Origin of the sequence: Bifidobacterium asteroides (assembly GCF_030758775.1) — a bacterium.
GTDB classification, from domain to species: domain Bacteria; phylum Actinomycetota; class Actinomycetes; order Actinomycetales; family Bifidobacteriaceae; genus Bombiscardovia; species Bombiscardovia kimbladii.
On the sequence record NZ_CP132384.1, the window covers coordinates 1,020,336 to 1,046,671 of the forward strand.

At 64.4% G+C, this 26,336-nt stretch carries 17 protein-coding genes and 1 pseudogene; 3 read left to right on the plus strand and 15 right to left on the minus strand.

The genetic code is table 11. The features are described 5' to 3' along the window. Positions 1-716: 716 nt before the first annotated feature. On the minus strand, positions 717-4,256 hold the full coding sequence (locus tag RAM15_RS03940) for an RCC1 domain-containing protein (RefSeq protein ID WP_306222188.1): 3,540 nt from the start codon (positions 4,254-4,256) through the stop codon (positions 717-719). Positions 4,257-4,441: 185 nt separating this feature from the next. Then, positions 4,442-5,317, minus strand: a complete 876-nt coding sequence (locus RAM15_RS03945) for an undecaprenyl-diphosphate phosphatase (protein WP_029678827.1) — start codon at positions 5,315-5,317, stop codon at positions 4,442-4,444. A 145-nt stretch (positions 5,318-5,462) separates the two neighbouring features. Here RAM15_RS03945 and RAM15_RS03950 point away from each other — a divergent pair, with 145 nt between their 5' ends. Next, positions 5,463-6,257: a fructosamine kinase family protein gene (locus RAM15_RS03950; RefSeq protein WP_306222189.1), complete on the plus strand. Its 795-nt coding sequence runs from the start codon at positions 5,463-5,465 to the stop codon at positions 6,255-6,257. A gap of 10 nt (positions 6,258-6,267) precedes the next feature. On the opposite strand, the gene dnaJ is transcribed toward RAM15_RS03950, so the two are convergent. Next, complete coding sequence (dnaJ, locus tag RAM15_RS03955; RefSeq protein ID WP_306222190.1) at positions 6,268-7,404, minus strand: molecular chaperone DnaJ; 1,137 nt, start codon at positions 7,402-7,404, stop codon at positions 6,268-6,270. A gap of 84 nt (positions 7,405-7,488) precedes the next feature. After that, positions 7,489-8,562 (minus strand): heat-inducible transcriptional repressor HrcA, encoded by a 1,074-nt coding sequence (gene hrcA, locus RAM15_RS03960; protein WP_154313491.1) that lies wholly within the window; start codon positions 8,560-8,562, stop codon positions 7,489-7,491. A 184-nt stretch (positions 8,563-8,746) separates the two neighbouring features. Here hrcA and tkt point away from each other — a divergent pair, with 184 nt between their 5' ends. Then, a complete protein-coding gene (tkt, locus tag RAM15_RS03965; RefSeq protein ID WP_306222191.1) occupies positions 8,747-10,849 on the plus strand; it encodes a transketolase in 2,103 nt (700 codons plus the stop codon). A 155-nt stretch (positions 10,850-11,004) separates the two neighbouring features. Further along, a pseudogene (gene tal / locus RAM15_RS03970) lies at positions 11,005-12,115 on the plus strand (transaldolase). A gap of 93 nt (positions 12,116-12,208) precedes the next feature. Here tal and hemH read toward each other — a convergent pair. The 11 genes from hemH to uvrA all read right to left on the minus strand — a co-directional run bounded on the left by hemH (position 12,209) and on the right by uvrA (position 26,192). After that, positions 12,209-13,132, minus strand: a complete 924-nt coding sequence (gene hemH / locus RAM15_RS03975) for a ferrochelatase (protein WP_306222192.1) — start codon at positions 13,130-13,132, stop codon at positions 12,209-12,211. Beyond that, a complete protein-coding gene (locus tag RAM15_RS03980; protein ID WP_306222193.1) occupies positions 13,125-14,471 on the minus strand; it encodes an MFS transporter in 1,347 nt (448 codons plus the stop codon). The genes hemH and RAM15_RS03980 overlap by 8 nt, the downstream gene beginning before the upstream one ends. A gap of 55 nt (positions 14,472-14,526) precedes the next feature. Next, positions 14,527-15,285 (minus strand): hydrogen peroxide-dependent heme synthase, encoded by a 759-nt coding sequence (hemQ, locus tag RAM15_RS03985; protein ID WP_306222195.1) that lies wholly within the window; start codon positions 15,283-15,285, stop codon positions 14,527-14,529. Between the two features lie 233 nt (positions 15,286-15,518). Beyond that, a complete protein-coding gene (gene secG, locus RAM15_RS03990) occupies positions 15,519-15,767 on the minus strand; it encodes a preprotein translocase subunit SecG (RefSeq protein WP_101432389.1) in 249 nt (82 codons plus the stop codon). A gap of 60 nt (positions 15,768-15,827) precedes the next feature. Beyond that, entirely contained in the window at positions 15,828-16,610 is a 783-nt protein-coding gene (tpiA, locus tag RAM15_RS03995) for a triose-phosphate isomerase (protein ID WP_306222196.1), read from the minus strand. Positions 16,611-16,700: 90 nt separating this feature from the next. Continuing rightward, on the minus strand, positions 16,701-17,897 hold the full coding sequence (locus RAM15_RS04000; protein ID WP_306222197.1) for a phosphoglycerate kinase: 1,197 nt from the start codon (positions 17,895-17,897) through the stop codon (positions 16,701-16,703). 79 nt (positions 17,898-17,976) lie between these two features. Further along, positions 17,977-18,936, minus strand: a complete 960-nt coding sequence (whiA, locus tag RAM15_RS04005; protein ID WP_045935384.1) for a DNA-binding protein WhiA — start codon at positions 18,934-18,936, stop codon at positions 17,977-17,979. Between the two features lie 120 nt (positions 18,937-19,056). After that, complete coding sequence (rapZ, locus tag RAM15_RS04010) at positions 19,057-19,950, minus strand: RNase adapter RapZ (protein WP_306222199.1); 894 nt, start codon at positions 19,948-19,950, stop codon at positions 19,057-19,059. Between the two features lie 2 nt (positions 19,951-19,952). Then, a complete protein-coding gene (locus tag RAM15_RS04015; protein WP_306222201.1) occupies positions 19,953-20,924 on the minus strand; it encodes a shikimate dehydrogenase family protein in 972 nt (323 codons plus the stop codon). Positions 20,925-20,973: 49 nt separating this feature from the next. Next, positions 20,974-23,274, minus strand: a complete 2,301-nt coding sequence (gene uvrC / locus RAM15_RS04020) for an excinuclease ABC subunit UvrC (RefSeq protein ID WP_306222203.1) — start codon at positions 23,272-23,274, stop codon at positions 20,974-20,976. After that, on the minus strand, positions 23,271-26,192 hold the full coding sequence (gene uvrA / locus RAM15_RS04025; RefSeq protein ID WP_306222245.1) for an excinuclease ABC subunit UvrA: 2,922 nt from the start codon (positions 26,190-26,192) through the stop codon (positions 23,271-23,273). Before uvrA ends, uvrC begins: the two co-directional genes overlap by 4 nt. Between the last annotated feature and the right edge of the window lie 144 nt (positions 26,193-26,336).

Genomic DNA, 26,336 nt, shown 5'->3' on the forward strand with positions numbered 1-26,336 from the left:
CCGGTTGGTGCTGCGGGAAGCGAAAGGCATTGGATGGCGTGATATGGTCCATCACCTCCATACCAGCCAATCGGCCTCCTCTAATCCCGTATATTAGACCTTCTTTTGCGCACTTCAGTCCTTTGCATACGGCCTATTGAGACCGCAGGAGTGCTGAAGTGCCGAAGGGGTTTTCATGGTAACGCATCAAGGCGGCTGAATCTTGCTTTTCGCAAACCCGGCCAGTCGTAACGGACTCGGTGTCGTGGCGAAGCTGCTTTTCCCCAATCCTGCAGGACAGAAAGAGACAAGATGATCGGTAATCATTGTAAACTAAGTAATTCAGAAGCGGGGCATCAGTACCTGTATGGTTCCTAGGACAAGACGCAAGGACAATGTGAGTCTGGTCACATGTTTTGTTGTCGGGTGGATCTGAAAGCGACTTTGCCAAAGATATTGAACTGGCTTATGTGAGGCACATAATGAAATGAGTAAACAGCGGCCGGGCGGGCTGGGGGCTGTTTAAGCCTCTTGGCCGGCCTGGCTGTGTTTCCTCCTCTCCCAGGCGGGGATGGGGGCGTGCATGCCTGCCTTCGGCTGCTGCCTGCGGAAGTGTGGTGGGGGCGCGGGAGGGAAGTGTCGGCTCTCTTGGGGTTTGAGCCTTCAGTGACACGTTTCCTCCCTGCTCCCCCTATGTGGGCCGGGGGCGGGGGGATTGATACGCCGCCCGGCCGCTCTTACTCGTGTGAAGCGTGTGACAGCCTGTGTTGTTCTCTCCTGTGGCGGCGTGAGGCGAGGACCCCGCCCATGCCGGTCATTCCTGTGGCCAGGATGAGCAGGATGCCCTCCCCGCCTGCTCTTGGGAGCACGCCTGCGGGCAGGTACGTGTATCGGAGGGTGGTGTCGGGCGTTTGGGGTGCGCCGCCCAGCGTGTAGTCCACGCTGACCGTGACCGTGCCCGGCTGGTGCGCGGGCGTGGTCACGGTGACACTATTGCCGTCGCCGCGCGTCAGCCCTGATACGGGTGTCTGGTCGAATCTGACGCCGGTGATCACCAGCTGCAGGTTGAACGACACCGGCACAGGAACAAGACTACTAGCGCTAAAGTTATAGTGCCCTGTGGGGATGCTGTCGTTGCCGAGCTGGCCATAGCCGTTGTATCCCCAGGCGTAGGCGTTGCCGTCGCTGCCCACGGCCAGCGAATACTCGTATCCGCCGCTGACCTGTGCGGCTTTGAGCCCTTGGCTCTTGTCGGTGGGGCTGGCGGGGTCGCGCACGCGCACAGGAACAGACGAAGAGCCGGCTCTGCTGTTGTTGCCGAGTCCGCCATAGGCGTTGGTTCCCCAGGCGTAGACGTATCCGTCGCTGTCCACGGCCAGCGAATGCCAGTATCTGGCGCTGACCTGTGTGGCTTTCAGCCCTTTGCTCGTGTCGGTGGGGCTGGCGGGGTCGCGCACGCGCACAGGAACGGATGAATTCGCATAGTCGCCGCTGGTGTTGTTGCCGAGCTGGCCAACGTTGTTGACTCCCCAAGCGTAGACGTTCCCGTCGCTGCCCACGGCCAGCGAGTGCCATTCTCCGCCGCTGACCTGTGTGGCTTTCAGCCCTTTGCTCGTGTCGGTGGGATTAGTGGGGTCACGCACACGCACAGGAACATACGAAGAGCCTCCGCCGTTGCCGAGCTGGCCATACTTGTTGTCTCCCCAGGCGTAGGCGTTCCCGTCGCTGCCCAGGGCCAGCGAATGATCGTATCCGGCGCTGACCTGCACGTAGGTGAAATCCTCTGGCAGGTCCGGGTACGTGCTGCGGTCGGGCGTCTTCACCCTGACCGGCGCATGCCGCTCGCTGGTTGTCCCGTCGCCGAGCCGGCCATTGCTGTTGTCTCCCCAGGCGTAGGCGTTCCCGTCGCTGCCCAGGGCCAGCGAATGAGAGCCTCCGGCGCTGACATGCACGTAGGTGAAATCCGCTGGCAGATCCGGGTACGTCTTGCGATCAGGCTTCCTCACCCTCACTGGCGTAGACCGATAGCTGCCGCTCGTCCCATCGCCGAGCTGGCCATAGTAGCTATTGTCTCCCCAGGCGTAGGCGTTCCCGTCGCTGCCCAGGGCCAGCGAATGAGAGCTTCCGGCGCTGACCTGCACGTAGGTGAAATCCGCTGGCAGGTCCGGGTACGTGTTGCGGTCAGGCTGCTTCACCATGACCGGCGTATGACGTTCCGTGATGCTCGTCCCGTCGCCGAGCTGGCCATAGTAGTTGTCTCCCCATGCGTAGGCATTCCCGTCGCTGCCCACCGCCAAGGAAAAATTGCCGTTGGCTGCTCCGCTGACCTGGCTGAGCCTGATGCCCCGGCTGGCGCTGTCAGGCGGGGTGATGGTGGTGGATTCCCTGCCCAGCTGGCTGCCCTTGTCGGGGCTGATGCTCCACGCGCTGTTCCGGCCTGCGTGCGACCATCTGGCGGTCAGGGTCAGGTTCTTGTCGACGGGCTTGCTGAAATCGTAGGCGATATCGCCGATGAACCATCCGTCGAACAGGAAGCCTTGGCGCGCCGGGTCAGGGGAGGGGCGCTTCACCCTGCTGTTCGGGGCGGAGAAACTCTGGTCTGTGGGTTCTGGTTTTCCTCCGCCTGTGTCGAATCGGACCGTGAGTGTGGATCGTGGTTCGGTGTCTCGTGTCAGCGTCTGGTCGGCCGTGTAGTTGAGGCTCCTGGTGAAGGGCCGGCCGTCTTGCCTGCCGGTGATGAGGATGGCGGCTGGCCCGGGCTTGCTGGCAGGTATGTCCGCCTGCCATGAATCGTTGTTCCTGCTGAGCGTCAATGCTTGGCCGTCCATGCTGGCTGATTCCAAAGCGGGCGACTGTGTGGTGTCGAGCCGGGCTGGCCTGCCTGGCTGGCCCTGCTTGTCTAAGCTCCACGTGAACGCATTGTCCTGCCTGCTGATGGCGGTCATCCTGCTGCCGGTGCTTGCAGCCTGCGTGTACTGCTGGCTCCCGTCGTCTGCCCGGGTGGGTGCTTCGCCAGGCTTCCAAGCCCAGATGTGGCCTTTGGAATCAACCAAAGCTGCTTGTGTTGTATTAATGCTTATTGCTATTACGGCAGAATGGTCAGGCAGGACTAGCGACTCTGTCTGGTTTTGTCCGTTGTCCAGATAGCTGGCCTGGCCTGTTGAGTCCAGAAGTATAAAGCCGTGATCCATAGCTGATATCTGAACAATTCGGTTGGCTAGCTTGACGGGTTGAATCTGATTGGTATTAATGGCATACGGCTTCCGAGTCCAGGCCTGGCCCTTGCTGTCCAAGGCGAGCAGGCGATCAATGTTGGCAGCCGCTTTGACTGCCAATGCCTGCCTTGGCAGGCTTATGGCCTTTCCTGTTGGCTCACCCTTACTGGTCCATGTGTGGATACGCCCTTCCTGATCTACTGCCATAAGTCGGTCAGCAGCCATGGCAATGCTGGTGTAGGTCGTGGGGTCTGCCTCGAGTAGGGCTGGCGTCTCCCCGCTTTTGCTCCAAATGTAGATGCGGTGGTCCCGGCTCAGGGCCGCGTAGCTGTTATCGCCAGCGACTCCAGCTGTGAATCGCACCTCGCCAGACGTATCTCGAGGTGATGGCACCTGAACAGGCATCTTATCGTTCGTTGTCCACGTGAAAAGGTGGCCATCGCCGGTCACGCCGATCAGCTTGCCGTCATGGGCTTCCAAGGTGCTGAACGATGGTGAATCCGAGTTTGGCGGTGTGATGGTGATGCTGGTGCCGACGGAAGCCGGACCATGGTCAGGGCTGAGCGCCCAATCAGTCACCGGGGTCCACTTGGCCTTCAAAACGGTGTCCCCGGTGATCGGGGTGCGGAAGTCCATGATCCTGTCATGCTCCGACCAGCCGTCAAACCTGTAGCCGTCACGCTTCGGATTATCGGCAGGAGGTGACGCTAGCGATCCATCCGGCACAGTTACACGTTCCGCTTTGCTTCCATTAGCAGGATCGAACATGACCGTGTGAGAATCAGCAGCAGACTTGATTACTGCGGTTGAATAAGAGCTGGATGGGGAGATTCCAAGGGACTGGGAAGGGCCAGTTGGAGACTGACTAGCAGAAGGGGAAACAGATGAAGTGGTCAGCGGCGAGGGGGAAGGCAGGCTAGAAGGTTGTAGATGGCTAAGGGAACCGTTATCTACCTGAGTTGTATAGCGACCCCCCCCCCTGTTGACATCTGAGCCGGAGGCGAAGACGGTGCCGGTGGCCATGCCGGTCAGCAGCAGGGGTATCAGCACCATTGCTGACATGAGCGACCGCAGGCCAAACCTATGCGTGCGAGAATCGGCAGACGTCGACGACGAAACCACAACAAACCTCCCCAAAGGATTCAAAACATTTCACTGACCCAGTCCCCCGCAACCATGGGCAGCGCATGAGCAAATCCTATCACGGGGCCATATGAGCGTCGAATCCCCCGGCAATTCACCCAGGCTCAGCTGGCCGCCACGCCCCCTACTGCGGGCAGGGCGCCGACCATGAGCATGATGGCCACGAAGATGGCCAGGCCGATCCGGTAGATGACGAATCCCCGGTAGGAGAAGCGCGAGACGATCTTCAAAAAGGCGATGATGACGATGTATCCCAGCAGGAAGCTGACCACGGTGGCGCAGATGGTGGCCCCCCAGCCGGGGAAGGCAGCGTCCGCGTTGATGTTCTTCAAGGATTTTACCGTCTCGAGGATGCCGGCGCCGAAGACGGCGGGAATGGCCATGAGGAAGCTGACCCGGGTGGCGGACTCGCGGGTGTAGCCCAGGGCGCGGCCGAAGGTCATGGTGCCGCCCGAGCGGGATACGCCGGGGATCAGGGCCAGCATTTGCCCGATGCCGAAGAGCAGGGCGTCGCGGGCGCTCATCTGGCGGATCTCCTTGTTCTGGCGGCCGTGGCGGTCGAAGTAGTCCAGCAGCAGGCCGAAGACGATCAGCACCACCACGGTGATCCAGAGGTTGCGCAGCTTGGTCTCGATTATCTTCTGGAAGAGCAGGCCCGCCACCACGATGGGCAGGGTTCCCAGAATGATGTACCAGCCTAGGGCCGCGTCATGATCCTTGGAGCCCATCCGCTCGCGCCAGGAGGAGCCGTCCTTGCCGGCCAGGCAGCGGAACCAGTGGGTCAGTATGCGGGCAATGTCATGCCGGAAGTAGAGCAGGACCGCCAGCTCGGTGCCGAATTGGATGATGGCTGTGAAGGCCGCGCCAGGGTCCTGGCCCAGCAGGCCGCCCACGATGCGGATATGGGCGCTGGATGAGACGGGGAAATACTCCGTCAGGGCCTGCACCAGGCCGAACAGAATGGCTTCGAAGAAATTCATGGACCCCTCTTGCTATGTCGGACAACAATGGCAAGCATAGCCACCGCGCAGGGCAGGCAGAGCCAAGGGCCGGGCATGTCTCGCAGAATGCCCACAATGGGTCTTGTCGGAATCGACGACTCGACGAATAGGGGTGTGGATCATCATGGCCAAGACCTACAGAAAATCCAGGGGCGGGGCCCCGGCGGGATTCTTCGAGTGCGAGGGGCGTGGGCTTCAATGGCTGGGCCAGGCTCAGGCCCAGGGCGGTCCCCGGGTGGTGGACGTTTACGACTGGGGCCCGGACTACCTGGACATCGAGGAGGTGGCCTCCGCCTCCCCCACGCCTGGTGCCGCCTACCGTTTTGGCGCCCAGCTGGCCCACATGCATGATGCCGGGGCCGACCACTTCGGCTCCGCGCCCGAGGGCTACACGGGCACCTGCTACTTCGGACCCCTGCAGGATCCGCTCCCCATGGACGTGGGCGCCTGGGACGACCCGGCCACCTACTGGGCCAAGGGACGGCTGGAGCCCATGGTGGGCATGGCCATGGATCGGCGAGCCCTGAACCGCAATGACATGAAGATGACCGAAGAGGTGATCCAGGCCCTGCCGGAGCTGCTGGGCGCTGCCGCCAATGACAAGCCAGCCCGGGTCCACGGGGACCTGTGGAGCGGGAACGTCATGTGGACCAGGAACGACGGGAACACCCAGGCCGTCCTGATCGACCCTGCGGCCCATGGCGGCCACCGCGAGGAGGATCTGGCCATGCTGCAGCTGTTCGGCATCCCCTACCTGGGGCAGATTCTGGACGGTTACCAGAGCGTGCATCCCCTGGCGGCCGGCTACCGGAACCGGACCACGCTCTGGCAGCTCTACGCCATCGCCGGGCACTGCGCATTCTTCGGCGGCGGCTATGTGAGCGAGTACCGGTCCATGTGCCGGTCGCTGCTGGGCTGACTCAGCCGGCTCAGCTGAAGATGTCCTTGAGCTTGCCGAAGATCCCCTTGCGGCCCCAGGCTCCGGCAGGCTTGGCGCTCTGCGGGACCTGCCTGGCTTCGGAGTCGTGGCTGTTGGCGAAGTCCTCAATAAGGCGGCGCTGATCGTCGTCCAGCTTGGTGGGGATCTGGACCAGCACGTGGACGATGATGTCGCCGCGCTCCTCCCGGTTGCCGAGCCTGGTTACTCCCAGGCCCTTGATGGTGATCTCCTGGTCGGGCTGGCAGCCGGCGGGGATGTCCACCTGGCGCTGGCCGTCGAAGGTCTCCAGGTCAACCTGGTGGCCCAGCACGGCCCAGGTCATGGGCACGGCGATCCAGCAGTGCAGATCCTGGCCGCTGCGGGTGTAGTGTTTGTCGGGCTTGATGGTGATGTCCACATACAGGTCGCCGGCGGCACCGCCGCCCTCGCCCACCTCGCCCTGGGAGGCCAGCCGCAGCCGGGAGCCGTCAGCCACGCCTGCGGGCACGTTGACGCCCACCTCGCGCCGGGTGCGCACACGGCCGTGGCCGTTGCAGACCGGGCAGGGGTGCTCGATGATGGTGCCGTGGCCCTCGCACCGCTCGCAGGGTGCCTGGCTCATCATCTGCCCCAGCAGGGTCCGCACCACCTTCTGGGCATAGCCCTTGCCGTTGCAGACCGGGCAGGTCACCGGGGATGTCCCCTTCTGGGCCCCCGAGCCGCCGCACTCCTGGCAGAGGCCGTAGGTGCTGATGGGGGTGCGCACCACGCCGCCGAAGATGGCGGTCTTCATGTCCACGGAGACCTGGGCCAGGGCGTCCCGGCCGGGCTGGGTGCGCGGAATGGGCCCCTGGGCGGTGCCCCCGAAGCCGCCGCCGAAGAACTGGTTGAAGACGTCGCCCATGTCGAAGGGGCTGCCCCCCTGGGAGGCCTGCGGGTCGTTGGGGTCCACGCCCGCGTCGTACATGCGCCGCTTCTCGGGGTCGGAGAGCACCTCGTAGGCGCTGTTGACCTCCTTGAACTTGTCCTCGTATTCAGGCCCGGCGATGTCCGGGTGGTACTTGCGGCTCATCTTGCGATAGGCACGCTTGATGTCCTGATCGCTCGCGCCGCGCTCGACTCCCAAAACCTCGTAGTAATCTGCCACCGATCATCCTTTTCGTTTGATGCCCTCTCGACCCATAGTTGCATGGGCCCACGATACCTATGACTTATGCGTTTGCCTTGACGGTCACGGCTCCCCGTCGCCTGCCAAAAAACCGGTCAAATACGAGGCCACGGCACGAACCGCGCTCATGGTCGCCGGATAGTCCATGTGGGTCGGGCCGATGGAGCCCACGAAGGCCACGGGCTCGTCGGCTTCGGAGCCGTCGGTCTGCCTGGACCGGGCATGCCCGTATCCGCTGGTCACCACCGAGGCGTGGGCCAGCTCCGGGGTCCTGGTTTCGGTGCCGATGGCCACGCTGACCCCGTTGCTCTCGCGGGAAAGCTCGCTCTGGGCCCGCATGAGCCGCATGAGCACCACCTGCTCCTCCAGGGCGTCCAGCAGCGAGCCCAGGTCCCCCAGGGAGACGGCCTGGCTGTGGGTCAGCTGGGAGGTGCCGGCCATGTAGAGGCCGCTGGTCTGCTCCCGGGTGGCCATCTCGTCGAAGACCGTGGCCACCAGGCGCAGCATGGACTTGTCACGGCCCTCGGTCAGGGAGTCGGCCAGCATGCGGCAGCGGTCGGCGGCGCGGTCCAGGGGCAGGTCCTGGCACTGCCTGTTGATTTTGTCGGACAGATCCGCCAGGGCATTCGGGTCCTCCTGCAGGGGCCCGTGCAGGGTGCGCTGGACCACCCGGCCGGTGTCGGTGATGACCACCATAAGCACGGTCCCCCGGCTCAGTCCTATGAGCTCGGCCCGGCGCAGGTTCGAGCTGGCCAGGGAGGGCGAGGCCACCACGGCGATCTGCCCGGTGATCTGGGCCAGAAGCCGGGCGGCGTGCTGCAGGGTGTCCTCCAGGTTGACCGACCCGGACAGGAAGGCGTTGATCCCCCGGCGCTGGGCGGCGGACAGGGGCACGATGGTGGCCAGCCTGTCGACGAAGTAACGGTAGCCCTTCTGGGTGGGGATGCGGCCGGCCGAGGTGTGGGGCTGGATCAGGTAGCCCTCGCTCTCCAGGGCCGCCATGTCGTTGCGCACGGTGGCGGAGCTGACTCCAAGCTGATGATTTCTGGTGAGCGAACCCGACCCTACCGGCTCGCGAGAACGGATATAGTCCTCGACGACCGCGCGCAGCACCAGCATGCGTCTGGTATTAGGCAATGTCGCTCCTTCCGTCATGGTTTCATTATTAGCACTCGGGCCATGAGAGTGCCAAAATGTCGCGCGAAGAGCCGAATTGTGTCGTCTCAAACCGATACGATGGAAGCGCAATGTGAAGGTAATCGAACATTTTCGACACAAGTCGAACATGGAGACCTCTAGATTGGAAGGAAAGCAGCACCATATGGCAGATTTCACATGGTCCGAACTCGATGAGCGGGCTGTCAAGATGGCCAAGGTCCTCTCGGCCGACGCGGTCGAGAAGGCCGGAAGCGGCCACCCCGGCTCCCCTATTTCGCTGGCGCCCATCGCCTACGCGCTCTACCAGCACTTCATCCGTCACGACCCCAACGACCCCGACTGGGTCGGGCGTGATCGGTTCATTCTTTCCGGCGGCCACGCCTCGCTGACCCAGTACGTGCAGCTCTACTTCTCCGGGTACGGACTGACCCTGGACGACCTCAAGCGCTTCCGCACCGCCGGCACCAGGACCCCCGGCCACCCCGAGTACGGCCTGACCCCCGGCATCGAGATGACCACCGGCCCGCTGGGCCAGGGTCTGGCCTCGGCCGTGGGCTTCGCCTATGGACAGCGTTACGAGCGCGGTCTGCTGGATCCGGATGCACCCGAGGGGCAGTCCCCCTTCGACCATAAGGTCTGGGTCATCTGCGGCGAGGGCGACGTCGAGGAGGGCGTCTCCTCCGAGGCCAGCTCCCTTGCCGGCGACCAGCGCCTGGGCAACCTGACCGTCATCTTCGATGCCAACCATATCCAGATCGAGGGCGACACCCGCATCTCCCTGGGCGAGGACATCCTCAAGCGCTACCAGGCCTACGGCTGGTACACCGACGAGTTCAGCTTCATCCAGCCCGACGGCTCCTACAAGGAGGACGTCGAGGGCCTGGCTGCCGTCCTGGAGAAGGCCGAGCAGGTCACCGACCGGCCCAAGTTCATCAAGGTGGACACCCTGATGGCCTGGCCCACCCCCGGCAAGACCAACGATCCTTCAGCCCACGGCTCAGCCCTGGGCGCCGAGGCCGTCGCCGGCCTGAAGAAGGCCCTGGGCTACGACCCTGAGCAGAGCTTCCAGATTGACGAGGAGGCCCTGGCCCACGCCCGCGAGGTCGCCCAGCGCGGCCTGGCCGCCCACAAGGACTGGGACGAGAAGTACCGGGCCTGGCGCAAGGCCAACCCCGACAAGGCCGACCTCTACGATCGCATCCATGCCGGCAAGCTGCCCGAGGGCTTCGACAAGGCCCTGGACGACCTGGAGGCTGGCTTCGAGCCCGGCTCCAAGGTGGCCACCCGCAAGGCCTCCGGCGCGGTCATCAACGCCCTGGCCCCCATCATGCCCGAGCTCTGGGGAGGATCCGCCGATCTGGGCGGCTCCAACAACACCAACATCAACGGTGCAGTCTCTTTCGCCCCGGAGGCCGACGAGACCGTCCAGTGGCCCAAGGCCAGCAAGTACGGCCGCCAGCTGCACTTCGGCGTGCGCGAGTTCGGCATGGGCGCCATCACCAACGGCATCCTGCTGGGTTCGGACACCAGGCCCTACAACGGGACCTTCTTCCAGTTCAGCGACTATGAGCGCCCCTCGGTGCGCCTGGCCGCCCTGATGGACATCCCCAACCTGTATGTGTGGACCCACGATTCCGTGGCCCTGGGCGAGGATGGCCCCACCCACCAGCCCATCGAGCACCTGACCGCCATGCGCGCCATCCCCCAGATGGAGGTTGTGCGCCCCGCCGATCAGTACGAGACCGCTGAGGCCTACCGCGCCTTCTTCGAGAAGGACAACACCCACCCCACGGCCATGATCCTGACCAGGCAGGGCGTGCCCACCCTGGAAGAGACCAAGGCCAAGGCCCGCGAAGGCGTGCGCAAGGGCGCCTACGTGCTGGTCGACACCGAGGGCCAGCCCGACGTGCTCATCATGGCCTCCGGCTCCGAGGTGCAGCACGCTGTGGCCGCCTCCAAGACCCTGGCCGAGCAGGGCGTCAAGGCCCGCGTCATCTCCGTGCCCTCGCTGGAGTGGTTCGAGGAGCAGGACGACGAGTACAAGGAAGCCGTTCTGCCTGCCTCCGTCAAGGCCCGCGTCTCCGTTGAGGCCGGACTGGCCACGCCCTGGTACAAGTACCTGGGCAGCTATGGCAAGCCCGTCTCCATCGAGCAGTTCGGCCTGCAGGGCAGCGGCGACGAGAACATGCGCGACCTGGGCATCACCGCCGATCATGTGGTCGAAGCAGCACAGGCCTCCCTGGAGGAAGTCCGTCGGGCCCGCTGAACCCGGCATCGTGATCAATCGGGGGCCGTCCGCGACGCCGGCCCCCTCCCCTGCAGGCACGCCCGAAACGCGGGCCTGCGGGAATACAGCAACAGACTTCCCGGTAGTGCATAGTGAATGTGATTCCATCGGGAACCCAAATAAGGAGTGACAAGATGGCAGAAAATGCAAACACCCAGCGCACCAGCGATTCAGGTGTCTCGATCTGGTTGGACGATCTGAGCCGCACCCGCATCGAGTCGGGCAATCTGCAGCAACTGATCGCCGAGCGCAATGTGGTGGGCGTGACCACCAACCCCTCGATTTTCCAGAAGGCCCTGAGCCAGGTGGGTCCCTATGACGAACAGCTCAAGCAGCTGGGCCGCATCCCCGTCGAGGAGGCCGTCCGCGAGCTGACCACCACCGATGTGCGCAACGCCACCGACATCTTCCGCGAGGTCGCCGAGAAGACCGACTACGTGGATGGACGCGTCTCCATCGAGGTCGATCCTCGTCTGGCCCACAACACCGAAGAGACCGAGAAGCAGGCCGAAGAGCTTTGGAACAAGGTCGATCGTCCCAACGCCATGATCAAGATCCCCGCCACCCTGGAGGGCCTGCCTGCCATCACCGCCACCCTGGCCAAGGGCATCTCGGTCAACGTGACCCTGATCTTCTCCCTGGAGCGCTACAAGCAGGTCATCGACGCCTTCATCGAGGGCATGGTCCAGGCCGACAAGAACGGCCATGACCTGAAGCACATGGGCTCGGTCGCCTCCTTCTTCGTCTCCCGCGTGGACACTGCGGTTGACAAGCTGCTCGAGGCCAACGGCTCTGACGAGGCCAAGTCCCTGGAGGGCAAGGCCGCTGTGGCCAACGCCCGCCTGGCCTACGAGCTCTTCGAGAACGGCCTTCGACAGCGATCCTCGCTGGGCCGGCCTGGAAGCCAAGGGCGCCAAGCGTCAGCGTCCGCTCTGGGCCTCCACCGGCACCAAGAACGCCGCCTACTCCGACTGCAAGTACGTGGACGAGCTGGTGGCCCCTGACGTGGTCAACACCATGCCTGAGAAGACCCTGAACGCTCTGGCCGATCACGGCAACGGCGCTCCCTCTGTCAAGGGCACCTATGAGGAGAGCCACCAGGTGATGCAGAAGCTGGCAGACCTGGGCATCAACATCAAGGATGTGACCGACAAGCTGGAGGCCGATGGCGTCGCTGCCTTCATCGACTCCTGGGATTCGGTCCTCTCCGACGTGCAGAAGGGCATCGACCGCGTCAACGGCTGAGCGCCTGACTGACAGTCGCTGACTGACACTCGCTGCCAATAAAGATTGTGCCCCCGTCCGGCTCAAACCGGACGGGGGCACAATTCGTATCGGTTACTCGGCCTTGGTCTCCTCGACCACCTGCTGCAGGGTGGCGATCAGGGCTGGGCTGTCGTTGGGCATGTTCAGCCTGGTCAGGGTGCCGCCGGCGGACTCGATGGCCTTGGCCAGCTCCATGTCCACGTCGTAGCAGATCTCCAGGTTGTCGGCGATGAAGCCGATGGAGGCGGAGACGATGGTCTTCATGCCGCTCTCGGTGATCAGATCCTTGGCCACCTTGACGAAATCAGGCCCGATCCAGGGCTCCTGGGTGCGGCCTGCCGACTGCCAGGCCAGCACGTACTGGTCCTCATTGAGGCCGGCGGCCTGGGCCACGGCATTGGACAGACCGATGACCTCATCCTTGTAGGGATCCCCTCCCTGGATGATGCGCAGGGGCAGGGAGTGGGCGCTGAAGATCACCTTGGTGTCCGGCCGGTCGGTCAGATCCTTCTTGGCCACCAGCTGGTCGCTCCAGAAGTGGATCAGCTCCTGGTGGTTCCACCAGGACCGCACCGGCAGGTATTCCATGCCCGGATGGGCCTCGATGGCCTTGCGGGCGCGGTTGTGGTAGTCCTCGCTCGAATAGGAGGAGTACTGCGGGGCCAGGGGCAGGCCGATCACCCTGGTGATGCCATCGGCGGCGATCTGGTCGACCGCATCCTGGATGAAGGGGGTGATGTACTTCAGCCCCTCGTAGACCTTGTAGGCGCCGGGGTGGGCCTTGTCCAGCGCAGCCTGGAGGCCGTCGCGCTGGGCCGTGGTGATCCTGGCCAGGGGCGAGGGCAGACCGATGGCCTTGTAGCGGCCGACCAGCTGGTCCATGAGCGGCTTGGGCGGCTCCTGCCCATGGCGGATGTTGGTGTAGTACCCCCTGATGTCGGACTCCTGGTAGGGGGTGCCGTACGCCATGAGGAGGACTGCTGTAGGTTCAGTCATCAGCAACTTCTTTCTGTGAAAATGGAATGCAGTATGTCAGGCCGATATTGACCAGGGCTATGACGATGACCACCAGGAACATGTTCCTGTAGGAGGCCAGACCGGCCTGTCCGCCCACCTTGCCCAATTCAATGGCCGAGGCGAAGAGCAGTGGGGCGATGGTGGTGCCGATCTTCTTGCAGGCCGACAGCCCGCCGATGGCCTGCATGCGGTTCTCGGGCCCGGCCAGCCTTCCGGCGATGACCTGGAGCGGCGAGGACATCATGGAGCCCATGCCGACCCCCATCAGGAAGGACAGGACCATGAAGAGCTGCAGGTTGTGCAGGGTCAGGGTGATCACCAGGGCCATCAGGCCTATCAGCGACGACGAAAAGACCAGCGTGGTCCGGTAGCCGAACTTGTCGACCAGGAGACCGCCCAGCCAGGACCCGACCACGGAGCCGAGCCCGACGCCGACCATGACCATGCCGGCCGAGCGGACCGGGAGCCCGAAGACGGAGTGGACATAGGTCGGAATGTAGACGAAGAGGGAGAAGAACATGCCTCCCAGCGTTCCCAGCAGCAGGGTGAGCCCGTAGGAGGGCAGCTTCAGCAGGCGGATGGGCAGGAAGGGCATGGTCTCCTTGGAGTCGCCCAGCCCCCGCTCATGTACCAGGAAGACCGCGCCGGCCACCACTGTGACCAGGAGGCATCCGATGATCAGGGCCAGATAGGTCGTGCCGTACTGGAGGAAGGTGATCGCCACCATCAGCAGGGCCAGAGCGATGCTGAAGGAGCCCAGGCCCAGGTAGTCGGTCTTCCAGGCGCGGTCGGTCTGGGAGTCGCCCATCATGAACCAGGCCAGAATAAACAAAATGGCCAGGAAGGGCAGCATCATGAAGTAGTAGGCCCGCCATCCGTGGGTGATGCCCAGGAGCATGCCCGAAAGGACCGGGCTGACCATGGCGGAAAGGCCGGCGATGATGCCCACCGTGGAGACCTTCCTGCCCTGGTTGTTCCTGCGGGCGCGCTGCAGAAGGACGTTCATGGACAGGACCATGATGCCGCTGTCTCCCAGGGACTGGATGAACCGGCCCAGCAGCATGACCGCATAGTTGGGCGAGACCGCCGTCATCAGACATCCAAGGAACCAGAAGGCCAGCTCCCAGAGGAAGACCTTCCTGGTCCCGTGGGCGTCGGAGAGGTTGGAGGTGATGGGGGTGCCCACCACCAGTCCCAGGGTGTAGAGTCCGACCACCCAGGAGGAGCCCATGGTGGTCAGGCCGAAGGTCCGTGTGATGGACGGCAGCATGGTCGGCACCGCTCCCCCATCCAGCTGGGTGATGAAGACGATGACCATGAAGAACCATATGGGCGTGGAAAGGATCGATCTTCTCTCTCTTGCAGACATGGTGTTACTGTCCCATCTGGTCCGTGAGCAGCCTGTCAATGCGCTCGGGATCGGTATGGGTGCCTACCAGGAAGTAGGGGAATTCTCCGTAGATGGAGCTGGCTTCGATGTAGCGCATCTCGGTGACGATCTTCTTGAATTGGACAGGGTCGTCGGCGAAGAGGGTGACGCCCCACTCGTAGTCGTCCAGGCCGATGGAGCCCGTCAGGATGATGGAGACCTTGCCGGCGTATGAGCGGCCGATCTTGCCGTGGTCGTGCATATAAGCCTTGCGCTGGTCGTAGGGCAGCGTGTACCAGTTGGCGCCTGGGACGCGGGTCTTGGACATGGGGTAGAAGCAGATGTAAGGCTTGTCGGGCGTCTTGGGATGCAGGCTGGCGTTGACGTAGGACCAGCCGCGGTCCGTGGTCGGCTTGCCCGAGTAGAGGCCCACCTCGGTGACCGACACATAGGAGATGGTCGGCTCCAGGTAATCGGAGATGCGCAGCTTCTCCAGGGAGGTCTCGACCTCCTGCAGCTGGTCCAGGGTCTCCCTGAGGACCATCAGGCCCAGGTCGGCCTTCTGCCCGTTGACCTGGCACCAGTAGTGGCTTCCCTGGCCCTGGGACTGGACCGCGTCCAGCTGTGCGGCCAGGGCCTTGAACTCATCCAGGCATTCCCGGCGTTCGCCCTGGGGCACTCGGCGCCACTTGGCCCAATCGATCTTCCAGAAGAGGTGGAGGCAGAACCAGCCCTCCAGGCTCGGTGCAGCTTGCTCAGCCATGAGCACTTCCTTTCGCTTGCTTAGCTTGCACGGCATTGTGTGATGCGCCGCTCGTCGGGCACACCATTCTCCACTCTATCCGTCAGACGGCTGAATTGTTGGATTATCGATGCATTGTGAATGACATATTCTGGTAATCGTCAAGGAGTATGAGCACTGCACTAAAGTCATTCTGATACAGAAAAACCCCGGTCAATGCCGGGGTCAGAAATTTCAGGTATTGGCGACCGGAATCAGGCCAGCTTGTACTTGGTAATGAGATCCAAGGCGATGATGATGGCCACCCAGATCAGGGCCACGATAATGGTCAGCCGGTTCAGGTTCTTCTCGGCTGCGCCTGAGGTGCCCGCGTTGGAGCCGATTCCACCGCCGAACATATCGGACAGGCCGCCGCCCTTGCCCTTGTGCAACAGAATCAGCATGGTCAGCAGTATGCTGGCGAGGATCACAACGACTTCGAGCACAATCTTGACAATGGTCACGGCACATACCTCCATGTAAGGAACTGGGAACAAGTATACAGACACCCGGGGAAAAACGCATCAGCCCTTGGCGGCCAGTCTCACGATTCGCGAGAACTCCTCCACATCCAGGGAGGCGCCGCCCACCAGAAAACCGTCCACGTCCGGCTGGGTAATCATCTGGGAGGCGTTCTTGGAGGTGACCGAGCCGCCGTAGAGGATGCGCACGGCCTGGCCGGCAGGCTCCCCGAACTTGCTTGAGATATGGTCGCGGATGGCCCGGGCGGCCTGCTGGGCGGTGTCCGGGGTGGCCACCATGCCCGTGCCGATGGCCCAGACCGGTTCGTAGGCCACGATCAGGTTTTCCATGTCCTCCTTGGCCAGGTCGCGGGTGACGTCATTGACCTGGCCAACGGCGAAGTCCAGCTGGATGCCCTGGCGGCGCTCCTCGTAGCTCTCCCCCACGCAGAGGATGGGCTTCATGCCCGCAGTCAAGACGGCACGGACCTGGTCGACAATGTTGGCATCGTCCTCGGGATGGTACTTGCGCCGCTCGGAGTGGCCCACGATGACGTAGCTGCAGCCCAGCTGAGCCAGCATGTCGGCGGACACATCCCCGGTGAAGGCGCCCTGGGCGGTGACTGAGACGGCCTGCGCCCCGTATTCGATGGGCAGGTTGTCGGCCTCCACCAGCACCTGGACGGAACGCAGGGCGGTGAAGGCGGGCATCAGAGCCACCTGGCAGCGCCTGCGGTCGAAGTGGGCGTCGCGCAGGAGCCAGGCCAGCTTCTGCACGAAATAGGTGGCTTCCAGGTGGTCGAAGTTCATCTTCCAATTGCCGGCCACCAGGGGAATGCGTGCCATACCAGACCTTTCCATCCGCGCAACAACAACAATGCCGGGCCGCCGGATGCGAAACCCGGTGACCCGGCATTGCCCGTCTGTCTGCCGATCTTACTCCAGCACCTTAAGGCCCGGAAGCTCCTTGCCCTCAAGGAACTCCAGAGAGGCGCCGCCGCCGGTGGAGATGTGCGAGAAGCCATCCTCGGGGAAGCCCAGGTTGCGCACGGCCGAGGCGGAGTCGCCGCCGCCGACGATGGTGAAGGCTCCGGCCTTGGTGGCGTCGACCAGGCCCTGGGCCACAGCCCGGGTGCCATCGGCGAATGCCGGGAACTCGAAGACGCCCATGGGGCCGTTCCAGACCACGGTCTTGGAGTCCACGATCTTGTCGTGGAAGAGCTTCTGGGAGTCCGGACCGATGTCCAGACCCATCTTGTCCGCGGGGATGCCGTCGGCAGGAACCACCTGGTGGGGCGAATCCGCCTTGAACTCGTCAGCCGCCACGATGTCGGTGGGCAGGACCAGCTCCACGCCCTTCTCGCGGGCGGTGGCCATGTAGCCCTTGACGGTGTCTACCTGATCCTCCTCCAGCAGGGAGGAGCCGACCTCGTAGCCCTCGGCCTTGAGGAAGGTGAAGACCATGCCGCCGCCGATGACCAGGCGGTCGGCCTTGCTGAGCAGGTTCTCGATGACACCCAGCTTGTCGGAGACCTTGGAGCCGCCCAGGACCACAGTGAAGGGCCGCTCGGGGTTCTCGGTCGCCTTGGACAGGGCCTTGACTTCCTTCTCGACCAGCAGGCCTGCGGCAGAGGGCAGGAACTTGGCCACGGAGTAGTTGGAGCCCTGGGCGCGGTGGACCACGCCGAAGCCGTCGGAGACGAAGACGTCGCCCAGGTCGGCGATCTTGCGGGCGTAGGCGTCGCGCTCGGCCTCGTCCTTGCTGGTCTCCTCGGGGTTGTAGCGCACGTTCTGCAGCAGGACCACGTCGCCGTCGTTCATGGCGGCCACCTTGGCATGGGCATCGGGACCGTAGGTGTCCTCGGCCAGGGTGACCTGCACGCCCAGCAGCTCGCCCAGGCGGGCGGCCACGGGAGCCAGGCTCAGCTCGGGAACGACCTTGCCCTTAGGGCGACCCAGGTGGGCCATGAGAATGACCTTGGCACCCTGGCCACGAAGCTGCTCGATGGTCGGCAGGGCGGCGCGGATGCGGCCGTCGTCCGTAATGGTGGTGCCGTCCAGCGGCACGTTGAAGTCCGCGCGGACGAGCACGCGCTTGCCCTTGAGATCACCGAGGCTCTTCAGTGTTTTCATGCGTATCCTTTCTGACTGCGGGTCCATGCGCCCGCTCCCCTGCCATGGTACTCAGGCAGACCGACCTGTGTGAGCTATCTCACTCTTGTTTGGCCTGTTCCTCGGCCCTCTTCTTTTCGACCTTGGTGGCCAGCTGCAGCAGACGGCGGATGCGTCCGGCGATGGCATCCTTGGTGACCGGCGGGTCGGCCAGGCGGCCCAGCTCTTCGAGGGAGGCCTCGCGGTGGTCCAGACGAAGCTGGCCGGCCGCACGCAGGTTCTCGGGGATGTCGTCGCCCAGAATTTCAAAGGCCTTGGTGACCTTGGCGCTGGCCTCGACGGCGGCCTTGGCGGAGCGGCGCATATTGGCATCGTCGAAGTTGGCCAGGCGGTTGGCCTTGCCGCGGGATTCACCGTCGCTGCGCTTGCCGGTCCACTCACGGGAGGACTTGGGGGCGCCCATCAGGTTGAGCATGCGTTCGATGACGTCCGGATCACGCAGGGTGACGCGCTCGGAGCTGCGCACCTGGCGGGCCTTGGCGTTGATGCCCAGACGGCGGGCGGCGCCCACCAGGGCCAGGGCGGCCTCGGATCCTGGGCAGACGATCTCCAGGTAGGAGGCCTTGCCCGGGTCGGACAGCTCGCCATGGGCCAGGAAGGCCCCTCGCCAGGCGGCCTTGACCTGGGCGATGTTGCCGGAGACGATGTCGGCGGGAAGACCGCGAACCGGATGCTTGCGGCGGTCCAACAGACCGGTCTGCAGGGCCAGGGCGCCGCCCGCCCGCAGCACGCGGACCGAGTAGCGGGTCAGGTTGCCGGTGGGGGCCTGCCGCTTGACCTGGATCAGATCGGAATCATGACCGTAGACGTCCCTGATGGTGTTCTGCAACCACTGCGCTGCCGGCAGGGAGTCGAATTGCGCTTCCACCACAATGTGACGCTGAATGATGTGCAGTCCGCCGCCGAAGCGGATCATGGCCGCCGATTGTGCTTTCTTGGCAGAGGGGGGTTCGTTGTCAATCGCGGCCAGCTCGCTTTTGACATCATCAAGTAGGGCCAAGAGCCGTCCTCCTACGAAAAAATACTGAAAAATGAATACTTCTCGGCCGCACGACACACCTGCCGTGGCGACCACCGGATTACTGTGATACCGAATATCTTGGACAAATTGCGCCTTTGGCTATCCGCGGGAACGGTGCGGCAGCTCGCGGGCCGAGACCGTCACCTCCATTCCCCGGGACCGCAGACGGGCGGCCAGAGCGTCGGCCATGGCCACTGACCGGTGCTGTCCGCCAGTGCAGCCAAAGGCGATGGTCACATAGTGCTTGTCCTCGCGCGCATAGCCGCTGAGCGCGGTCAAGATGGCGGTGGTGTAGGCATCCAGGAACTCCTTGGCGCCCTTGCTGTCCATCACATAGTCGCGGACCGGGCCGTCATGGCCGTTCAGGTCCCGCAGCTCGGGGACCCAGTAGGGGTTGGGCAGGAAGCGAACGTCGGCTACGAAGTCGGCATCGATGGGCAGGCCGTACTTGAATCCGAAGCTCATGATGTGCACGCCCACGGTGGTCGGGCCGGAGCCCAGGACCATTTCGTAGAGGCGCGTGGAGAGCTGATGGATGCTCAGATTGGAGGTGTCGATGACCATGTCCGCACGCTCCTTGAGACCGCCCAGCAGGCGGCGCTCCTCGTGAATGCCGTCGATCAGGCGGCCCGAGCCCTGCAGGGGGTGGGGACGGCGGACGGACTCATAGCGCTTGACCAGCACCTGGTCGGAGGCGTCCAGAAAGAGGATGCGGCAACGCACGCCCAGGTCGTCCAGATGGCTGAGCACGGCCGACAGGTCGTCGAAGTAGGAGCGGGACCGGACGTCGATGACGGCAGCCAGGCGGTGCAGGGAGCTTCCGGCGGAGGTCATCATGTCGACCAGGGGGACCAGCAGGCGCGGGGGCATGTTGTCGACCACATACCAGCCCATGTCCTCCATGGAGTCGGCGGCGCGGGAGCGGCCTGCGCCGGACATGCCTGTGATCAGCAGCACCTCGAAGCCTGCGAAGGGCGGTTTTTCCGTCGTCATCGTCATGCCTCCCTCAAGGCTTGGTCCATGGCGGCCACCGGAACAGCGGCCAAGGGTCGGCCGGTCATCAGCGCCACCTGACGCACGGCTTGATAGAGCAGCATGCGTTCACCGCTGATGGCCCGTGCGCCCGGCCGTCGGCAGAAGGCCCTCATGAGCGGGGTGGGCCGGGGGTCATAGACCACATCCAGCAGGACCGGGCCCATGCGACTGCCGCCATCAGCCGTATTGAACAAATCGGCCAGGGGGTCGGCTGCACCCGAAGGCAGGGTGGAGACGACAATATCAGCCTTGGTCAATGCCCTTTCAGCTGCCTCAGCCCGGTCCATGGCGGTCACGTTTGGTTCAGGCAGGCCCAATCGAGAGGAAAGGTCCAGCATGTGGTCACAGTGCTCCGGGTTGCGGGCCAGCAGGTCCGCACGCTCGACCCCCAGCACCTTCAAGGCACAGAAGGCGGACTCGGCGGTGTTCCCGTTGCCGATGACCAGGGCCTGCGCTCCCCCATACGGTTGGTCAGGAAGCCGGTCCTGCCGACCCTGACCGGCTGCCTTAAGCAGGGCGGACAACTCGTCAGGGTCTTCGTCGGCCCGGCAGCGGTCGGCAGCCTCCAGCAGGGCGGCCACGATCCCCTCCACGTCGGTGTTGTACAGGGACAGCCCATTGGCTGGGCCGCCCTGTGCAAAGACTGCTGTGTTGGCCACTTTCAGGGTCTGGGACCAGCAGTCACGAAAATCGCCCAAGGGGCCGACGGCACTCTTCAAGGGCATGGTCAGGCTGAGACCGGCCCAGGACGGGTCAAGGCCGTGGATAAAGTCCGCCAGGCCGTCAGCGTCCATGCGCACACGGCCGTAACGCCAGCCGTCCAGGCCAAGCGCGGCATAGGCTGATCTATGCAAAAGTGGCGAAAGGGAATGGCTGATGGGGTCGCCCAGGACGGCACAACGACGATCAGGCCCATTCATATCTGCAATCACGCACCAATCAAGATCAGGGCATGGCCTTCTGCCAGCCTTCTGAGCCATTTTATCGCTGGCTGTCCCCGGCCTGATCCTGGTCGCTGTGCAGGGCCTGGTAGATGGCCTCGGCCTTGGCGGAGCCGATGCCCTTGACGGCCTCCAGCTCCTCCTGGGATGCCTGGCGCATGCGCTTGACCGACCCGAAGTGATTGAGCAGCTTCTTCTGGTAGGCGGGGCCGATGCCCGGAATCTCGTCCAGGGCCGACCGGAGGGCACCCTTGCGCCGGGTCTGCCGGTGGTAGGTGATGGCGAAGCGGTGGGACTCGTCGCGCACCCGCTGCAGCAGGTACATGCCCTCGGACTGGCGCTTGAGGATGATGGGATAGTCGTCGTCGGGCACCCAGACCTCCTCCAGGCGCTTGGCCAGCCCGCACAGGGCCACATCGTCCACCCCGCAGTCGTGCAGGGCCCGGGCGGCGGCGGTCACCTGGGGCTTGCCGCCATCGACCACGATCAGGTTGGGCTTGTAGGCGAAGTGGCGGGCGGCGGTGTTCTGCTGGACGATGGCCCCCTCCTCCTGCTCCACCAGTTCGGGTGCCTTGTCGTTGGCCTTTCGCTCGGCCTCCATGCTGTCGCCGCTGTCGCCTGCGATGTTGCCGTGGCGGAAGCGCCTGGTCAGAGTTTCGTAGATGGCGCTCATGTCGTCCACAGCGCCCTTGCCGTCCTCGCCTCGGATGGCGAATCGGCGGTACTCGGACTTCTTGGGTACCGCGTCCTCGAAGACCACCATGGAGGCCACCTGGAACTGGCCGCCCACGGTGTTGGAGATGTCGTAGCACTCGATGCGCAGCGGGGCGCGGTCAAGACCTAAAGCCTTGGCCACGTCGTTCATGGCCTGGGTGCGGGTGCCCATGTCGCTCATGCGGCTGAGCTTGCTGCGCTGCAGGGCCTGGCGGGCGTTGGCGTTCGCCCGGTCCATCAGGGACTTCTTCTCACCCCGGCTGGCCACCCGGATGGTCACTGAGGACCCCCGCAGCCCCCGCAGCCACTCCTGCAGGTCGCCGGTCCGGTCGGGCTGGATGGGGACGATGACCTCGGGAGGCACCGGGGAGATGGGGGCCAGCAGGTCGGCGCGTCCGGTCTGATCCTGATGCTGGTGTCGGCTCCTGGTGGCCTTGGCCCGGGCCTCGGCATCCAGGGCCGTGACCCTCTGGGTGGAGCCCATGGCATCCCTGTCCTGGCTGATGGAGACCTGGGTCTCGGAATCCCCAGGCAGCTTGTGCAGCTCGCTGTCGTTCTCATTCATCAGATCCGAGTAGACCTGCACCAAGAGGTCGCTGATCAGCTCGCTGTCGGAGACGTCCTCGACCCGCTCCACGCTCCAGTTGCGTTCGCCGCGAATGGCGCCCGAGCGCACGAAGAAGGCATGGACCGAGGCCTCCAGTTCGTCAGAGGCCACGCCGAAGACGTCCACATCCACGTTGGAGGCGAAGGCGACGGCATTCTGCTCGATGACCGTGTCCAGCATGGCGATCTGGTCGCGCAGACGGGCGGCCTTCTCGAAGTCCAGCTCCTTGCTGGCCTTCTGCATGCTCCTGGTCAGCCCGGCCCGGTAGCTCTTGCCCAGCCTGCCGGTGATGACCCCGGTCAGCTCCGTGCACAGACGCCGGTGGTCGCTGGCGCTGATCCGGCCCACACAGGGGGCTGAGCACTTGCCGATGGAGGCCAGCAGGCAGGGGCGGCCGCTGAGCTTGGCCTTGCGGAAGACGCCGGGGGTGCAGGTGCGCACCGGATAGGTCTTGAGCAGGGCGTCCAGGGTGTGCTTCATGTCCCAGACCTTGGCGTAGGGGCCGAAGTAGCGGGTGTCGTGCCGCTTGCGCACGCGGGTCATCCACACCCGGGGGAACTCCTCGCCCACGGAGACGGCCAGGTAGGGGTAGGTCTTGTCGTCGCGCAGCTTGACGTTGAAGTGCGGATCGAACTCCTTGATCCAGGTGTATTCAAGGGTCAGGGACTCCAGGTCGGTGCCCACCACGGTCCACTCCAGGCTCCGGGCCGTCAGCACCATGGTCTGGGTGCGCGGGTGCAGGTTCTCCAAGGGCTGGAAGTAGTTGGTCAGACGGTTGCGCAGGTTCTTGGCCTTGCCCACGTAGATGACCCGGCCGTCGCCGTCCCGCCACTTGTAGACCCCCGGCTGGGCGGGGATGTCGGAGGTCTTGGGGCGGAAGAGGTCCCGGCTGTCTCCCAGCAGGGGCGCGCCGTTCTTGTTGACGCCGGTCGTGGCGCCGGTGGCGGACTCCTCCTCCAGGGCTTGGGCGGTGCGTCGCCATACCTGCGGCGTGTGCCGCTCGAAGCAGCTGCGGGTCATGATCGTGTGGCCTTGGCTACCTTGGCGGGATCAAGCATGGGCTTCAAGTACTTGCCGGTCCAGCTGTCCGGGTTGGCGGCCACCTGCTCCGGGGTGCCCTGGGCCACCACGGTGCCGCCGCCGTCGCCGCCCTCGGGTCCCAGGTCGATGATCCAGTCGGCGGTCTTGATCACGTCCAGGTTGTGCTCGATGACGATGACCGTGTTGCCCTTGTCGACCAGACCGTGCAGGACCTTGAGCAGCTTGCGCACGTCCTCGAAGTGCAGGCCCGTGGTGGGCTCGTCCAGGATGTAGACGGTCTTGCCGTCGGAGCGCCGCTGCAGCTCGGTGGCCAGCTTGACCCGCTGGGACTCCCCTCCGGACAGGGTGGGCGCCGGCTGGCCCAGGCGGATGTAGCCCAGGCCCACGTCCACCAGGGTGTCCAGGTAGCGTGCGATGGAGGGATAGGCCTTGAAGAAGCGGGCGGCCTCCTCGATGGGCATGTCCAGCACATCCGAGACGGTCTTGCCGTTGTAGGTGACCTCCAGGGTCTCCCTGTTGTATCGCTTGCCATGGCAGGTCTCGCACTGCACGTAGACGTCGGGCAGGAAGTTCATCTCGATCTTGATGGTTCCGTCACCGTGGCAGGTCTCGCAGCGGCCGCCCTTGACGTTGAAGGAGAAGCGGCCTGGACCGTAGCCGCGCACCTGGGCCTCGGGGGTCTTGGCGAAGAGCTGGCGGATCTTGTCCCAGACGCCGGTGTAGGTGGCCGGGTTGGAGCGCGGGGTGCGGCCGATGGGGTTCTGGTCCACGTGGATGACCTTGCGCACCTGGTCCACACCCTCCACCCGGGTGTGCTTGCCGGGCACGATGCGGGCGTTGTTGAGCTGGTCGGCCAGCACCGGATAGAGGATGGAGTTGACCAGGGTGGACTTGCCGGAACCGGAGACGCCGGTGACCAGGGTCATGACCCCCAGCGGGAAGGAGACCTTGAGATTCTTCAGATTGTTCTCGCGAGCTCCCACCACGGTCAGCTGACGGGTCTTGCTGGTCTTGCGGCGGCGCTTGGGCACCTCGATGGAACGGCGTCCGGCGATGTAGTCTGCTGTGATTGAACGCGAGGCCTTGACCAGGTCCTCAGAGCGCCCGGAGAAGATGACCTCCCCGCCGTGCTCGCCGGCACCTGGGCCGATGTCGACCAGCCAGTCGGCCTGGCGGATGGTGTCCTCGTCGTGCTCGACCACAATCAGGGTGTTGCCCAGGTCGCGCAGCCGCTGCAGGGTCTTGATCAGCCGGTCGTTGTCCCGCTGGTGCAGGCCGATGGAGGGCTCGTCCAGCACGTACATGACGCCCACCAGGCCCGAGCCGATCTGGGTGGCCAGGCGGATGCGCTGGGCCTCGCCGCCGGAGAGGGTGGCCGCCGCCCGGGACAGGGTCAGGTAGTTCAGACCCACGTCGTTGAGGAAGCGCAGACGGGCGCGGATCTCCTTGAGGACCTCCCCGGCGATCTTGGCCTGGGCGCCCTCCATGTGCAGGCCCTCAATCCACTTCAGGCTGGCGGAAATGGCCATGTCGCAGACCTGGGCGATGGACAGGCCGTCCACGGTCACGGCCAGGACCTCGGGCTTCAGGCGCTTGCCCTGGCAGACCTGGCAGGGCACCTCGCGCATGTAGGACTCGTAGTACTGCTTCATGGGCTGCGAGTCGGTCTCGTCGTGGCGGCGCATCAGGGTGCGGACCACGCCCTCGAACCCGGTGGTGTACTCGCGCAGGCGGCCCCAGCGGTTCCGGTAGGAGACGTCCACCTTGAAGTCGTGCCCGTACATGACGGCATGGCGGACCTCCTCGGGCAGGTCCTTCCAGGGGGTCGAGGTGGAGAAGCCCATCTCCTTGGCCAGGCCGTCCAGCAGGTGGCCGTAGAAGCGCTGCTGGCTCTTGGTGCCGCTCCAGGGTTCCACAGCCCCGTCCTTGAGGCTCTTCTCCGGGTCGGGCACCACCAGCTCGGGGTCGATCTCCAGGTTGAATCCCAGGCCGGTGCAGGCCGGGCAGGCTCCGTAGGGGGCGTTGAAGGAGAAGGTCCGGGGCTCGATCTCGTCCAGCTCCAGCTCGTGGCCGTTGGGGCAGGAACGCTTTTCGGAGAAGGGCTGGCGGCGCTCGGGATCCTTGGCATCCAGATCCACGAAGTCGGCCACCACGGTGCCCTTGGCCAGCCTCAGTGCGGTCTCCACAGAGTCGGTCAGCCGCTGGCGCATGCCCTCGCGGATGACCAGCCGGTCCACCACCACCTCGATGGTGTGCTTCTTCTGCTTGGTCAGCTTGATGGAGTCGGACAGCTGATGCATGTCCCCGTCGATGATGGCCCGGGAGTAGCCGTCGGAGCGCAGGAGCTCCAGGGTCTCAACGAACTCGCCCTTGCGGCCCTTGACGATGGGGGCCAGGAGCTGGAAACGGGTCCCCTCCGGCCTGGACATGAGGGTGTCGACGATCTGCTGCGGCGACTGGGCCCGCACCTCGGCCCCGCAGACCGGGCAGTGGGGAATGCCTGTCCTGGCGAAGAGCAGGCGCAGGTAGTCGTAGACCTCGGTGATGGTGCCCACGGTGGAACGGGGGTTGCGGTTGGTAGTCTTCTGGTCGATGGAGACGGCCGGGCTCAGGCCCTCGATGAAGTCCACGTCGGGCTTGTCCATCTGGCCCAGGAACTGGCGGGCATAGGCGGAGAGGGACTCCACGTAGCGGCGCTGGCCCTCGGCGAAGAGGGTGTCAAAGGCCAGGGAGGACTTGCCGGAGCCCGACAGGCCGGTGAAGACCACCATCCGGTTGCGGGGTATGGACAGGTTGACGTTCTTGAGGTTGTGGGCCCGGGCGCCCTGGATGACGATTTTGCGGTCGTTGGGCACCGTGGACAGGTCCGCCACCAGGGACCCCTTGGATTCGATCATGCGCGGGTTCTCGATGGCCGCGTCCACTGTCGACTTAGGCTTGTTCTGCTGCTTCACGTGCTTCCCATCCGCTTCCCTGAAGACCCATGGCCAAGGCTGAGGCCAAAGCCTGACCATACTATCGCCGGGGCCGAATAATTCGAA

Bases quoted from the DNA above. Each gene is read 5' to 3' on its own strand.
- RAM15_RS03945 (WP_029678827.1), bottom strand. From the start codon at position 5,317: ATGAATTTCTTCGAAGCCATTCTGTTCGGCCTGGTGCAGGCCCTGACG.
- tkt (WP_306222191.1), top strand. From the start codon at position 8,747: ATGGCAGATTTCACATGGTCCGAACTCGATGAGCGGGCTGTCAAGATG.
- RAM15_RS03950 (WP_306222189.1), top strand. From the start codon at position 5,463: ATGGCCAAGACCTACAGAAAATCCAGGGGCGGGGCCCCGGCGGGATTC.
- hemQ (WP_306222195.1), bottom strand. From the start codon at position 15,285: ATGGCTGAGCAAGCTGCACCGAGCCTGGAGGGCTGGTTCTGCCTCCAC.
- rapZ (WP_306222199.1), bottom strand. From the start codon at position 19,950: ATGACGACGGAAAAACCGCCCTTCGCAGGCTTCGAGGTGCTGCTGATC.
- RAM15_RS04000 (WP_306222197.1), bottom strand. From the start codon at position 17,897: ATGAAAACACTGAAGAGCCTCGGTGATCTCAAGGGCAAGCGCGTGCTC.
- uvrC (WP_306222203.1), bottom strand. From the start codon at position 23,274: ATGACCCGCAGCTGCTTCGAGCGGCACACGCCGCAGGTATGGCGACGC.
- RAM15_RS03980 (WP_306222193.1), bottom strand. From the start codon at position 14,471: ATGGTCATCGTCTTCATCACCCAGCTGGATGGGGGAGCGGTGCCGACC.
- uvrA (WP_306222245.1), bottom strand. From the start codon at position 26,192: ATGATCGAATCCAAGGGGTCCCTGGTGGCGGACCTGTCCACGGTGCCC.
- RAM15_RS03940 (WP_306222188.1), bottom strand. From the start codon at position 4,256: ATGTCAGCAATGGTGCTGATACCCCTGCTGCTGACCGGCATGGCCACC.
- tpiA (WP_306222196.1), bottom strand. From the start codon at position 16,610: ATGGCACGCATTCCCCTGGTGGCCGGCAATTGGAAGATGAACTTCGAC.
- hemH (WP_306222192.1), bottom strand. From the start codon at position 13,132: ATGACTGAACCTACAGCAGTCCTCCTCATGGCGTACGGCACCCCCTAC.